The organism is Oleiphilus sp. HI0125 (assembly GCF_001635355.1).
Genome location: NZ_LWGF01000112.1, coordinates 38,318 through 51,987, shown reverse-complemented (window position 1 = coordinate 51,987; position 13,670 = coordinate 38,318). Strand labels below are relative to the sequence as shown.

The following is a 13,670-nucleotide window of genomic DNA, read 5'->3' as shown; positions in this document are numbered from 1 at the left end:
CTGAAACAGCTTGATCCCGATACGCACAACGGAGCCATGTTCTTAGGATTAAATGGCGTTGTGGTGAAAAGCCACGGCAACGCAAAGGTAGAAGCGTTTGTGCATGCAATTGAGCTTGCGGATCGCGAAGCACGCTCTAATCTACCTGAAAAAATTAACAAAGCACTAGAGTTCATCGCGTTCGACTAACTTGCGGTGATATAAGGAGGTTTTATGTCGTTGGTATTTATGTTCCCCGGTCAAGGATCGCAAAGTGTGGGCATGATGGCTGATTTGTTAGCATCATCAGAGAAGGCAAATCAGGTGTTTGCTGAAGCTTCTGACGCGATTGGTATCGATTTAAGAAAATTGGCGCTAGAAGGTCCTGAAGAGAGAATTAATCAAACAGAGATTACGCAGCCATTGATTCTCACCGCTAGTATCGCAGTATGGGAAGAGTGGTGTGCTCAAACAACGATTCGACCGGACTTTATGTGTGGCCATAGCCTCGGTGAGTACACCGCGCTTGTTGCCTCTGGCGCTATTTCATTGTCTGATGCCGTTAAACTTGTTCATTTGCGTGGCCAGCTTATGCAGCAGGCAGTTCCTCTGGGCCAAGGTGCGATGGCAGCTTTGCTTGGTTTGGATGATGAGACTGTTATTAAAGTATGTGAAGAGGCATCTAGTGTAGGTGTTGTATCAGCAGCTAATTTTAACTCGCCGGGTCAGGTAGTGATCGCGGGTGCGAATGATGCGCTTGAAAAAGCGATTGAGTTGGCTAGAGAAGCAGGTGCGCGCCGCGCAGCAATGCTGACTGTGAGCGTGCCTTGTCATTGCGCTTTACTTGAGCCTGCGGGTGAAAAACTTGCAGAAGCCATCAATGCAATTTCGCTTGGCGAGCCGCAGGTTCCGATTGTTCAAAATTATACTGCGACCGTAGCAGACTCTATTGAAGACTTGAAAGCGAATCTATTGCCTCACTTGTCTAAAGCTGTGCAGTGGACTAAATCAGTATGTTACTTGGCTGATCAGGGTGCAACTCAGTTTGTTGAATGTGGGCCAGGCAAAGTCCTTGCAGGTTTGACGCGTCGCGTCGACAAGTCACTAGAAAATTTCGCAATTTCAGATGGGCAGGGCATCACCTCAACGATTGCATCGCTCAGTGAGGAAGCGTAAATGAGTTTAAAGAAATTAAATGAGCGAAAGGTAGCTTTAGTGACTGGTGCCAGTCGCGGCATTGGTCAGGCGATCGCCAAGGCTTTAGCTTCTGATGAGAATATAACTGTTATTGGAACGGCTACCTCTGAAGCGGGAGCGTCTTCTATCTCTCATTACTTTGCCAAGTGGGGCTTGGATGGCGATGGGGTTGTCATGGATGTGAGCGACCCTGACTCGGTGAGTGATGGCATTGCAATGGTAACTTCAGCTTATGGAGCTCCCTCTATCCTGGTAAACAATGCCGGCATTACCAAAGACGGCCTCATGCTTCGTATGAAAGAAGATGACTGGCAGTCAGTGATTCAAACAAATTTGAGCTCTGTGTACCGCACATCGAAAGCAGTATTGAAGGGAATGACGAAGGCTCGCTGGGGGCGCATCATTAACGTGAGCTCTGTTGTTGCACAAATGGGTAACCCGGGGCAAGCAAATTACTGTGCTTCTAAAGCTGGAATTGAAGGGTTTACACGTTCGCTCGCGTCTGAAATCGGTAGTCGTGGAATCACGGTAAATTCAGTTGCTCCAGGTTATATTCAGACCGACATGACCGACGATTTGAGTGAAGAAAACAAGGACTTAATGTTGTCGAAAATTCCTATGAATCGTCTTGGTAGTCCTGCTGAAGTTGCTTCAGCAGTAGCTTTTTTAGCTTCACCGAATGCATCGTATATCACAGGCCAAACCTTGCATGTGAATGGCGGAATGTATATGTCTTAAAGGCCTGATTGGAACTTGTTTCAGGGCATTGATTCAACTAGACTAGCACGCAACATTACCTGACACGTACAACTAGGGCGTAAGCAGGGAGCGTGCAGACCAGCATCAATCAAAACATAAAGCTGGTTAGCACTCCGATATAATGAAGAGAGGAAACTATGAGCACTGTAGAAGAGCGTGTAAAAAAGATTGTTTGTGAACAACTAGGTGTTAAAGAGTCTGAAGTACAAAATACTTCGTCTTTTGTTGATGACCTTGGTGCAGACTCTCTTGATACCGTAGAGTTAGTAATGGCGCTTGAAGAAGAGTTCGAAACTGAAATTCCTGATGAGGAAGCAGAAAAGCTTTCTACAGTTCAAGAAGCAATCGACTACATTATTGCTAATCAATAAGACTCGATTTGCTCTAGCAAACCGTCCATGGCGATAATGCTTTGGGCGGTTTTTTGGTTATTAAGTAAGTGTTTTTGTTATAGCTGCTGTTGGTCTTAATACTGAGCTATAAAATCATAGGATGGAGATACCCATGTCAAAACGTCGCGTTGCTGTCACAGGTTTAGGTGCGTTAACCCCGCTCGGGAATACGGTTGCCGAAACTTGGGACAAACTAATAGCGGGAGAAAGTGGCATCGGTTTGATTGAGCGCTTTGACACGACAGATTTACCTGTAAAAATCGGTGGTGAAATCAAAGATTTCGATTTGTCAGAATACATTGATCGAAAAGAAGCGCGACGTATGGACGCGTTTATGCACTATGGCATGGTTGCTTGTATGCAGGCTGTGCAGGATGCAGAGCTCGAGTCCTTATCTGAAGAACAACTAAAACGGACAGGCGTTGCGGTAGGGTCTGGCATTGGCGGTATCGAAACGATCGAATGTACACGAGATACCTTCCATAAGTCTGGCTCTCGACGCGTATCACCATTCTTTGTGCCTAGTGCAATCATCAATATGATCTCTGGCAACGTCGCCATTAAGTATGGTTTTAAAGGTCCTAACATTGCGGTTGTGACGGCTTGTACGACAGGTACGCACAATATTGGTTACGCTGCGCGAACCATCGCTTATGGCGATGCAGACGTGATGTTAGCAGGCGGAGCGGAGATGGCTACAACGCCAGTTGCAATCTCGGGCTTCGCTAATGCAAAAGCGCTTTCATCGCGTAACGACGAACCAACAAAAGCATCACGACCTTGGGATAAAGGACGAGATGGCTTTGTGTTATCAGATGGTGCGGCTTGTGTTGTGCTTGAAGAATATGAACACGCGAAAGCACGTGGTGCGAAGATTTATGCTGAAGTGATTGGCTTCGGTATGAGCGATGACGCATTTCATATGACAGCGCCTTCTGAAGATGGCGAAGGTGCATTGACCTCAATGCAAAATGCCTTGAATGATGCAGGCATACCAGCCAGTGAACTTGATTACATCAATGCGCATGGTACTTCGACTCCCCTGGGTGATTTAGCGGAAGCGCAGGCAATTCAGAAATTAGTCGGCGATACCAATGAGAAGCTCTTAGTAAGCTCTACAAAGTCATCGACTGGCCATCTACTCGGTGCAGCTGGTGCGATTGAAGCGATCTTCAGTGTGCTTGCGATTCGTGACAATATTGCACCACCAACTATTAACGTTGAAGATAAAGAAGAAGCTGTCACGTTAGATATTGTGCCTAATCAAGCCCGTGAAGCAGAAATTAATACTGTGTTGAGTAACTCATTTGGTTTTGGTGGCACGAACGGCACCTTGATCTTTAAAGCTGTATAAGCGTTTATCTTTAGAAAACAACAATAAATTCAGAGGTTCTCAATGGGGGCGCTCCTGTATTCCTCGCTTGAGGAAGAATCTACATCTCCGCTTAGTTTGAGTAACCGGGGTCTCGCGTATGGCGATGGTATCTTCGAAACCATTCGTGTTGTTCAAGCTAAAGTGCCCTTACTAGATTACCATCGCGCCCGATTTCTCCGTGGTGTTGAGGTACTCTCTCTTGGTTCTAGTCTGGAGCTACTAGAAACTTTTGATGATCAGCTAGAGAACGCCGTTCGTCAGCTACAATTGCACGGTCATGAGAACGGTCTGGTTAAACTCATCGCTACACGCAAAGAAGGTGGGCGTGGCTATGCGCCTATAGAGCCGAGTTCCGTTGATCTATTTATCCAAGTATTTGAATTACCTCACTACCAAGAATCTTATTATTCATCGGGGATTGAGCTTGCCTTGTGTTCGCATCGCTTGAGTGAGCAACCTATGTTGGCAGGTATCAAGCATCTGAATCGACTCGATCAGGTCATGGGGGCTCGCGAGTTAAACGGCGCGCCGGAAGGTGTCATGCTTGATCAAAAGAATCACGTTATTGAAGGCACCAAATCAAACTTAATCGCTTTGATTGATGGAACGTTTTACACGCCAGAACTGAGTGTTTGTGGAATTCGCGGTACCTTATTAAGTGCTTTGCTAGCAGGCGAGCTTGAGGAGTTCGATGGCTCGTTCGCGATACAGGAGCGACAAATGACATTGGATGATCTGCATCAGGCAGATGCCTTACTCATGATCAACAGTGTATTTGGTGTATGGCCTGTTAGTCAGTTTCAGCAATCAAAGTATGCGCCTTCTACACAAGTAAATAAGATGATGTCAGCAGTAAAACAGCGCTTTGGTTTTGATTATGAAGTGGCTTAAATTTTTTCTCGGCTCAGTTGTTCTGTTCGCATTTCTTGGTGCTCTAGCTGTCCTTTCTTATCTGCGTTATCTCGAAAAGCCCTTACTAATCACAGAGCCTTTTGTATACGAACTTAAAAAAGGAAGCTCGTCCAACCGAGTGATTAATGATTTCCATAAATTGGGAATTATTGAATATGAAGAAGTGGCCAAGATATACGTTCGCCATAAAAATCTTAGTCCGAAACTCAAAGCCGGCGAGTTTGAAATTCAACGCAATATGACGCTGGTTGAGCTGTTTGCCTTGCTTACATCAAATCAGCATGTCAGCTATAAAGTCGCTTTAATTGAAGGATCTACATTCAAAGAAGCGCGTGCAGAGCTTGAATCAGATTCTCGCTTGCAACATGTGCTGGTAGGTTTGAGTGACAAAGAGGTACTGCAAAAACTCACAGGAAATAAATCAAGCGATCTTCCGCAAAAAGGCGATTTTGTTTTCACGCATCCCGAAGGGGCGATTTATCCGGATACTTACTTTTTCCACAAAGGTGAAAGCGATCTTTCCATTTTAAAGCGCGCGCATCAGCGCTTACTCAAAGTGCTAGACGAAGAATGGTCGAAGCGACAATCTAAACTGCCATTAGCAACGCCATATGAAGCTTTGATTCTCGCTTCAATAGTTGAAAAAGAAACCGGTAAGCCTAGCGAGCGTGAAGAAATTGCTGGTGTGTTCGTACGTCGGTTGAATAAAAAAATGAGACTGCAAACAGACCCTACGGTGATCTATGGTCTGGGGGATCGTTACAAGGGCAATATTACCCGCAAACATCTAAAAGAGCTGACACCTTACAATACTTATCGGATTAATGATTTGCCTCCGACGCCTATTGCCTTAGCTGGTCGCGAAGCGATTCACGCTGCGTTAAATCCAAAGGCTGGAAAGACTTTGTATTTTGTTGCCAAGGGGGACGGTTCGCACGTGTTTTCCGAAACGCTTGCACAGCATAATAAAGCGGTACGAGAATACCAATTACGTCGACGAAGCGATTATAAGTCGATTTACAATTAGCTATGAGTAATAGGGGCAGTCATAAGCAGATTGGTCCCGACGAGAGAAAACGAGAATGCGTGGAAAGTTTATTACCGTCGAAGGCGGTGAGGGTGTTGGCAAATCCAGCAATATTGAATTTATAGCGAATACATTGCGAGAAAAGGGTATCGATTGCATTGTTACCAGAGAACCAGGTGGAACGCCGCTAGCAGAAGAAATTCGTGAAGTCCTGATTGCACGCCGTGACGAGAAAGTTTGCCCAGATACCGAATTATTGTTGATGTTTGCTGCGCGTGCGCAACATCTTAACGAGAAGATCCTTCCTGCATTAGACGCGGGTACATGGGTTGTGTGTGATCGCTTCACCGATGCAACCTATGCCTACCAAAGTGGTGGGCGTGAATTACCGAGTGAAAAAGTCGCCAACCTCGAAAACTTTGTGCAAGGTGATCTGCGTCCAGATGTCACGCTATTGCTTGATGCGCCGATTGAAGTTGGTATGGCACGGGCAAGCAAACGTGCCGCGCTAGATCGTTTTGAAGAGGAAGAAATCGACTTCTTTAATCGTGTGCGTAATAACTATCTTGAACGTGCGAGCGAAGATCCTGAACGATTCGTTATTCTTGATGCAAGCCAAACACTTGAAGAAGTACAATCTGATTTGGCACTTAAATTGAGTGAGTTGATGGAATGAATTTTGGCAGTGATAACCAAAGTGGAGCCTCAGAGCAGGTATTAAATGCCATTATTGCTGCAAATGCTGGTTCCAGCTCAAGCTATGGCACAGATGAGTGGACACACAAAGCCGAGCTGCTATTAGCCGAGATCTTTGAAACCGATCTTAAAGCCTACTTTGTTACCTCTGGAACGGCCGCCAACTGCCTTGCGCTATCCTGCCTCGTTCAGCCGTGGGATCAAATTGTCTGTCATGATCACGCACATATCTTGAATGATGAACTCACCGCCCCTGAAATGTATACCGGTGGCGCGCGTTTAACAGGTCTTGATATTGATCGTCCAAAACTAAGTCAGCAGGCATTGTTTGAGTACTTAACAACGTTTGAAGGGCATGAGCCTCATACTCCACAACCTCGCGCATTAAGTATCACGCAACTCAGCGAGAGCGGATGTGCCTACAGTTTGGAAGAAATTCAAGCGCTCACATCACTCGCTAAAAAGCATGATATGAATGTACACATGGATGGCGCTCGTTTTGCCAACGCGCTTATCTCATTGAACTGCTCGCCTGCTGACATGACTTGGAAAGCCGGCGTCGATGTTTTGTGTTTGGGAGCAAGTAAAAACGGCGCGTTAGCGGCCGAAGCGGTTATCTTCTTCAATAAAGAACTTGCTAAAGACTTTGAATATCGACGGAAGCGAGCAGGGCACTTGCTTTCTAAAGGACGATTATTGGGGGCACAGTTTTGCGGCTGGCTTGAACAAAATCATTGGCTCGATTTAGCGATACAGAGCAATGCGCAAGCGCACAAACTTGCTCAATCTATCCAGAGCAGTTGCTACTCTGAACTTGCTTGGCCAGAGCAGAAAGCAAACTTCGGGAACGAAGTTTTTGCGTTTATCGACAACGCTAAAATCAAGGAATTGCGAAACGCTGGCGCTGTGTTTTATGAATGGCCTAAGCGGTTTTTGCCAACTAAAGATCGTTCTGATGCAACGCTTGTGCGTCTTGTTGTCTCGTTTAATACCTCTGATAGTGAGCTCACTCAATTTGAGAATGTTCTTCATTCCTCTAAATAGAGAAAAAACCACAGCGGGTTCATAAGGTTTGAACCGGCGCTAGGTCTCTGACGTATCACTAACCTCACTATTACTATGTAAAGGGGTTGAAGCTTTGAGTCAGACACAACAAAATCAAACACCATCAAAGTCGCAAAATAATCAAAGCGTTAACGAAGCGAAGCGTTTGCCTTGCAGAGGTTGCACACCTTCTTGCTCAAATTATTCTAAATGCGATGGTAGACCATGGCGCATGGAACCAAGCGTTTAAATCTTGATAACTCGTCTTTCTTGAGAGAGCAGTCATTGTGTCAGGAAGCATCTTGAGCGAGTTGGCGTTACAATATGCTTTTGCATACAACGTTGCTTGCTTGAGAGCTAATTTTGAACTCACTCGAAGTCCTGTCTGAATGGGATAGTCTTCCCTCCAAATCTTTTACTAGAGAAAGCCATGTCGATGAGTTGGCGATTAGCTGTGACTGCTCAGGCTTGTTTAATCTTCTGTTGTCTCATCTTTCTATTACGCTTCCGTATCGACTTTCACGGCCCAAAGCAGTGCATTACTTTAATCTTCTGCAAGAGATTGGTTCAAACAAAATAAGTACGCTAAAGTCTGGACATTTGCTCGCATGGCGAAAAGATGTGTTGCCAAGTTCTGGAGATACTGGCCATGTGTTGATGCTGGAGAGCGAGCCAGTCCTATTGAGAGATAAGGTTTATTCAGTAAGTGTGTATGACGCGACTAAACGTTGTGATGGCGTATCGAAGCGAAGCATTGAACTGCACACGAATGAGCAAGGCGTGTTAATCGGAGCGAAGCTTCATCAAGATGAAAGCAAGGTAAAACGTATGCCTATCTATCACGCCAAGATCGAAGGCAGTCGTTACTGTTTTGGTTGCGCTTTGCCGCATAAGATGTGTATGTGTGGACACGTCGAAGCTAGCAAAGATCAAACCTCTGTCGTTATTTTTAGGCACCCAGAAGAGCGTAAAAAAACGATCTCTACGGTATCGTTAATCAAGCAGCGTTTTCCAAGCGTTTTAGTGAAAGATTCTGAGGTGTTTCCGGAGCCTCGTGCTAAAGAGCGTGAACAACAGGTGCTAATATTTCCTGGGGGCGACATTGTCGAGGCAGGCTTTGCTCAGTTAAATATGCAGGCAGAGGCTAAGAGTCTTGAACGTCAGTATATTCTCATTGATGCAACATGGCGTAAGGCGAAAAAGATACTACACCTCAATCCTTGGTTAGCAGAATTGCCAAGGGCCAGTTTGTCACTTGATAAATTGTCGAATTATTTGGTGAGAAAAGTACCATCGGAAGACGCGCTTTCAACGGTCGAGACATTTGCATCAGCGGTCGGGGATAGTGCCTTAACGACTTTGTTTGATCTGTTCATGCAAAAACAGATACAGATGATAGGTGCGGATTGTTATCGTCAGAATTACGCAGGTCATATCAATTACAGTGACGATTAAGCTGCATTGAATAACTTAGGCCTTTGTATGCCGGATATTCAGCAAACAGGCTTGAGCCGTGGATGATCTCCGTTATTATCTCGAGCTTGTGAATATTAATAATTAAAAGTTTTGGGCAGAAGAACATGGTGTTTGGCTTAGTTAGCCTGTGTCTTATTAGCGTGCTGGCCACATGGTTGGTCGATCAACTTAGTATTCCCATTCCGGGTGCGATTATTGGTTTGTTGATTGTGTTTGCTATATGTGTATTTCGTGGCAAGCCCGGCAAGTACCTAGAACGCTCTAGCCAAACCCTTACCCTGTATATCCCGCTGCTTATTCTGCCGTCTTGTATTGGCATCATGGATCACTGGCATTTAATCCAAAAAGAATGGCTGGCTATTCTGGTTGCCATCTGCGTCAGTGTACTGTTTACCTTGATTACAATGCCATGGCTATTCGCAAAGCTCGTTTCGAAAGATGAAAGAGAGCAGTCACTGTGATGGACTTTCTCTCAAATCTTGATGCTACTTCCTTACTAACAGATCTGGGGCTGATCTTGGCGACGCTGGCCACTTATTGGCTAGTGCGCAAAGCCTACGTGAAGTCGGGCTTACATCCGCTTTTACAACCCGTGTTAGCGGGTTCTGCTGTGATGATTTTGCTCTTAGTAGTGTTACAGATTTCCTATAAAGACTACTTTGCTTCGGTACAGATTATTCATTGGTTTTTAGCGCCCTCGATTGTGGCCTTGGCAGTGCCCTTGTTTTACGAAGCCAAGCATATGCGAAAGATTCTCGCCAAAATCAGCTTACTGGTGTTTGTGGGAGGGGTCGCCACTGTTGCCCTAGCTGTGGCAATTTTACTGCTCTTTTCAGCAAGCGATGAATCTGTTCTGGCAATGCTGACAAAATCCGTGACCACTGCTGTTGCGGTTTTAGTTTCAGAAGAAACAGGCGCGATTGCTTCCCTCGCTGCTGGGTTTGTGATGATTACTGGTGTCTTCGGCGCAGTCGTTGCACCCTATATATTTCAGAAGTTCTCTATCAAACGAGATGAAGAAAAAGGCCTCGCACTTGGTTTAAGTGCGCATGCGATTGGTACTGTCAAAGCCTTTGAAATTAGTCCGAAGTGTGGCGCGTATTCGATTCTCGCAATGATCGTCAATGCCATCTTCACCGCGATATTGCTGCCGATTTGTTTTTGGTTGTTTTGACAAGAGCGCTACTGATTAGTGGAAGCGGGGCCACAGACCTTACTGATCTTCTGGTAGTCTGAGTAGTCGTTCGCTGCGCCATACTCTCACTATCTTTATTGCTGTTTCATCACGCATATATACAACGCGAAATGGCGCGTGAATCAGCTCTCGAATCGCTTCATCGTTAAACTCAGGTACAACACGTCCGATCTCAGGATGGGATGATAGTGTTTTAATATGCTCAACGATGGATGATACGAAGTTTTGGCCAATATCAGGTACGCCTTGCTCGATGTAATATTCTTTTATGTTTTTTAGATCGTCGATGGCGGATTTTGAAAATGAAATGTCCAAGGCTAGAGGCCTAGCTGCTTTTTCACATCACTAATATCTGAAGTCTCACCTTCTTTTATATCCATCAAACCTTGCGCAATAGCTTTAACAAACTCCAGTTCTTCTTTTGTATTTTCGTAATCATCAAGGCCTTGAACCACCGCAACACCGCGCCCACGGCTCGTCACAAGAACGGGTCTATGCGTATCTTTTGCGTGATTGACGACTTTGCCCGGATTCACTTTCAAATCTGATAGTGGAATTACATCTTCAGAGAATTTAGTTTGCATAATAAAGCCCTCTTTATGAGATTTTTTATAGCACCTGTTTATCGGTGCTGTCAAAGTCATGGGTGGGTGTTATGAGTTGAATTGAAGCCTTTGAAATTAGCCCTAAGTGTGGCGCCTATTCCATACTCGCGATGATCGTCAACGCCATCTTTTCCTAGGTATTATTGTCGATTTGTTTTTGGTTATTTTAACGCCGCCAGCATGGGCCGAAACTCAGCGGCGAAGCCGCGGGGAGTGAAGGTCCAGCCCGCAGGGCGCCTTTGATGTGTTTGCTAAGGCTTTGTGGCACATTTTTTCGAAACTACCTCGTAGATGGAACAGATAACGAAAACCACTAATGCACTTACAGCGGCTGCCTTAGAGTAAATAAGCAAAGAATCTGCGATACCCTCGAACTCTATAAATCCTGCCAAGCCTCCAGGGCCGACTATTTCTTTGCCAGCTTCATCATAGCTTCGTATCGGACCCACGGTTATAAGAAGGAAGTATGGCCACGGAAAAAGTGAACCTAGAAGAATACTTGTGATTAATTTTGGCTTCATTCCCTGATTTCCATGTGAGCCTTAACGCCAAGCTAAGGGGCAGGCGCTGTGCAGCAGTGGCTGTGCTAGCCCAAACTTGTTTGGGCGTCACTTGAGCGCCTGGTTATGACTATTTATTTAGTCGTTTTTTCATGTGATATAACAAGGTACCAATAGGACGATCTTCTAGAGCTCCGTATACCTCGTAACCTAATTTAGTATAAAAAGCTTTGGCATCCATTGTTTTTAAGAACGCGATTACCGCACCATTACTAATACCAAAAGCTTCTGCTTTACTTACCAGCTCTGAACCTAAACCGTTACCTCGTTCTTTGCCCGAAACCCAGACAGTATCTATTTCGAGGCCATCCCAGTAACAGTTTGCGAGAATACCACCAATTAATTCTCCTGACTGTGAGCGTGCACTTACCATGAATATTTTGTCTTCTGATTCTGGCGGTAAGTTTGGAAGCTTACTTTTTGAATATGCGAAAAAGTTACTAGTTAGCTCTTTTACTAATTCAGGTGATGGCGAATTAATTAGTTCATAGTTCATATCCTTTTGAGCCATAACAGTTAATTCTGTGTCTCGCGACGCGCTTGTTTACGACGCATATACATTTTGATGGCTGTTCCTCGCTTAATTGGCTGGCCCAATCATGCCTGAGTTTTATATCCTAAACACAAAGTTGTTCTGAGAAAAGTACGTCTTGCGACGTATATTTCTGTTTTTATTCTTCTTTGAAAATGCAAATAAATTCAAATATTTGGGTGATTTTAAAGAGTGTTTGTCTTTATATGCGTCTTGCGACGCACTAATCTGAAAATAGCTTTTCACCTAAGACGAACAACTGTAATGCGATACGCCGCCAGCGTGGAAGTACTCGCGTGGCCTGAGTTGATAATACTTGTCTTCAATCTCTTTTGATTGTTCGTCGTAAGGGTTAGACAGTATCTCCTGTAGCTCGTGAATCAGCGAGTAATCACCAGCTTCTGCTTGTTGATAGGCCGGAACAATGAGCCATTCACGCCAGATGTATTTCGGGTTCACCTGTTTCATTTCTTGAGCAATTTGAGATGGCTCTTTTGCCGATGCGCTCAGCGCGGCTTTCCATTGATCAAACCAAAGATTCCATTCATCCATCAAACTGTTTGCTGGCTCGCTGTAAAAACTCTTGTGCAGTGCTGAGCTGTCTTCGGGGATGTTCGAGAGCTCACGGAAGAATAGGGTGTAGTCGACAGGCGTGAGTTCCATTAGGCGAATAAGTTGCTTCACTAATGAAGGCTCGACACTTTCTAAACCTAGCTTGGATGCCCACACCTGATTGAGCTCTGCGCGCATTTTATCGAAGAACTCGGTACGTAGTTGTTCTATTACTGTATTCGCTGGTGAATCTGCATCTAAAAGCGGAGACAGTGCAGAGCAGAAGCTTTCGAAATTGACTTGCACGGCATTGGGCTGATTGAAGAACGAGAAGTGTTCTCCTCCGCCAGTCCAAGGCTGAAAGCGTTGCTCAAAGCGTTCGCAGAATCCGAATGGGCCGTAATCAAGCGTGAAACCGCCTGCCGCACAGTTGTCGCTATTGAAGTTGCCTTGGCAGTAACCAACACGCAACCAGTTGCAGACAAGTGAAATGAGGCGGTCACGAAAGGCCTCGACTAGTAAGGCTAATTGCTCATCAAAGGGCAGGGTGGTGTCGATTTCTGCAATGTATTCACGACGGATTAAATGCTCGACGATTTGTTTTAGCTCTTTATGTGCATTGGGATGTGCATCGCTGCGTGCACGGCGTGCGAAGAGCTCGATTTGCCCAACACGTAAAAACGAGGGTGCAACGCGTGTTGAAATCGCAACCGGATTATCCACGAGTATTTCAGGATCGATAGAATCAGATTCCGGTAAATACCAAGGGCGCTCGACGACTTCTGTTTCTGATACAAATAAGCTCAGTGACCTAGAGGTCGCTACGCCAAGTGCGTGCATATGTTCTTGTGCCAAGAATTCGCGCACGCTTGAGCGCAATACAGCCCGACCATCAGCGCCACGGCTATAAGGTGTGCGACCACTGCCTTTTAATTGAAACTCCCAACGTTTGCCATTTAGTTCGGCTTCAACCACCGACAATGCGCGACCATCACCGTAGCCATTTCCCGTTCTGAATGGGCATTGCTGTGTGTATTCAGTTCCGTAAATAGAAAGGGCGTAGCCTGTGGCCCAACCATAGGACTTCATTGGCGCAGGAAGATGTGAGGCATCTCCAGAGAACAATCGGTGAAAGTCTTCTGTGTGTGCAAAAGACTCGTCAAAGCCAAGCTCTTCAAAAAAACTTGGGCTATGCGTAATGTATTTTGGCGTTGCAATCGGAGTTGGTGTGACGCGAACATAATGCCCCGAGAATACTTGGCGTGGGCGGTGATCTTGCCCATCTTCGTTGGATTGTGGATCCGGACTTAACTCGTTTAGCAATGAGTAGTCTGTATGTTCTGCGAGTTCAGAAAGCGATGTAATGCGC

The 13,670-nt window shown here is 45.4% G+C and carries 16 protein-coding genes and 1 pseudogene; 12 read left to right on the top strand and 5 right to left on the bottom strand.

Annotated features, from left to right (window positions below; genetic code table 11):
- The 12 genes and pseudogenes from A3762_RS01955 to A3762_RS01900 form a co-directional block, all read left to right on the top strand.
- Positions 1–189 (top strand): annotated as a pseudogene (locus A3762_RS01955) (phosphate acyltransferase); the annotation flags it as partial.
- 24 nt (positions 190–213) lie between these two features.
- Entirely contained in the window at positions 214–1,155 is a 942-nt protein-coding gene (gene fabD / locus A3762_RS01950; protein ID WP_068753862.1) for an ACP S-malonyltransferase, read from the top strand.
- Positions 1,156–1,914 carry a 3-oxoacyl-ACP reductase FabG gene (fabG, locus tag A3762_RS01945; protein ID WP_068753860.1) on the top strand — a complete coding sequence of 253 codons (759 nt, stop codon included), beginning with the start codon at positions 1,156–1,158 and terminating at the stop codon, positions 1,912–1,914. It abuts the gene before it with no gap.
- A gap of 158 nt (positions 1,915–2,072) precedes the next feature.
- Complete coding sequence (acpP, locus tag A3762_RS01940) at positions 2,073–2,306, top strand: acyl carrier protein (RefSeq protein WP_068479307.1); 234 nt, start codon at positions 2,073–2,075, stop codon at positions 2,304–2,306.
- Positions 2,307–2,439: 133 nt separating this feature from the next.
- On the top strand, positions 2,440–3,681 hold the full coding sequence (fabF, locus tag A3762_RS01935; protein ID WP_068479310.1) for a beta-ketoacyl-ACP synthase II: 1,242 nt from the start codon (positions 2,440–2,442) through the stop codon (positions 3,679–3,681).
- Positions 3,682–3,723: 42 nt separating this feature from the next.
- Positions 3,724–4,593: an aminodeoxychorismate lyase gene (gene pabC, locus A3762_RS01930; RefSeq protein WP_068753858.1), complete on the top strand. Its 870-nt coding sequence runs from the start codon at positions 3,724–3,726 to the stop codon at positions 4,591–4,593.
- Positions 4,580–5,641, top strand: coding sequence for an endolytic transglycosylase MltG (gene mltG / locus A3762_RS01925; RefSeq protein ID WP_082868880.1), 1,062 nt, complete (start codon positions 4,580–4,582; stop codon positions 5,639–5,641). The genes pabC and mltG overlap by 14 nt, the downstream gene beginning before the upstream one ends.
- 55 nt (positions 5,642–5,696) lie before the next feature.
- Positions 5,697–6,317: a dTMP kinase gene (tmk, locus tag A3762_RS01920; RefSeq protein WP_068753856.1), complete on the top strand. Its 621-nt coding sequence runs from the start codon at positions 5,697–5,699 to the stop codon at positions 6,315–6,317.
- A complete protein-coding gene (locus A3762_RS01915; protein WP_068753854.1) occupies positions 6,314–7,381 on the top strand; it encodes a low specificity L-threonine aldolase in 1,068 nt (355 codons plus the stop codon). Before tmk ends, A3762_RS01915 begins: the two co-directional genes overlap by 4 nt.
- Positions 7,382–7,744: 363 nt before the next feature.
- A complete protein-coding gene (locus A3762_RS01910) occupies positions 7,745–8,836 on the top strand; it encodes a tRNA-uridine aminocarboxypropyltransferase (protein ID WP_156493134.1) in 1,092 nt (363 codons plus the stop codon).
- Positions 8,837–8,961: 125 nt separating this feature from the next.
- Positions 8,962–9,318: a CidA/LrgA family protein gene (locus A3762_RS01905; RefSeq protein ID WP_068477609.1), complete on the top strand. Its 357-nt coding sequence runs from the start codon at positions 8,962–8,964 to the stop codon at positions 9,316–9,318.
- Entirely contained in the window at positions 9,318–10,031 is a 714-nt protein-coding gene (locus tag A3762_RS01900; protein ID WP_068753850.1) for an LrgB family protein, read from the top strand. Before A3762_RS01905 ends, A3762_RS01900 begins: the two co-directional genes overlap by 1 nt.
- A gap of 39 nt (positions 10,032–10,070) precedes the next feature.
- Here A3762_RS01900 and A3762_RS01895 read toward each other — a convergent pair whose 3' ends face one another.
- The 5 genes from A3762_RS01895 to A3762_RS01875 all read right to left on the bottom strand — a co-directional run bounded on the left by A3762_RS01895 (position 10,071) and on the right by A3762_RS01875 (position 13,624).
- Positions 10,071–10,367 carry a type II toxin-antitoxin system RelE/ParE family toxin gene (locus A3762_RS01895; RefSeq protein ID WP_068753848.1) on the bottom strand — a complete coding sequence of 99 codons (297 nt, stop codon included), beginning with the start codon at positions 10,365–10,367 and terminating at the stop codon, positions 10,071–10,073.
- Between the two features lie 2 nt (positions 10,368–10,369).
- A complete protein-coding gene (locus A3762_RS01890; RefSeq protein ID WP_068753846.1) occupies positions 10,370–10,636 on the bottom strand; it encodes a type II toxin-antitoxin system Phd/YefM family antitoxin in 267 nt (88 codons plus the stop codon).
- Positions 10,637–10,908: 272 nt separating this feature from the next.
- Positions 10,909–11,178, bottom strand: a complete 270-nt coding sequence (locus tag A3762_RS01885; protein WP_068753844.1) for a hypothetical protein — start codon at positions 11,176–11,178, stop codon at positions 10,909–10,911.
- A gap of 109 nt (positions 11,179–11,287) precedes the next feature.
- Positions 11,288–11,713, bottom strand: a complete 426-nt coding sequence (locus A3762_RS01880; RefSeq protein ID WP_068753865.1) for a GNAT family N-acetyltransferase — start codon at positions 11,711–11,713, stop codon at positions 11,288–11,290.
- A gap of 282 nt (positions 11,714–11,995) precedes the next feature.
- Entirely contained in the window at positions 11,996–13,624 is a 1,629-nt protein-coding gene (locus tag A3762_RS01875; protein WP_231878697.1) for a YdiU family protein, read from the bottom strand.
- Positions 13,625–13,670: the final 46 nt, after the last annotated feature.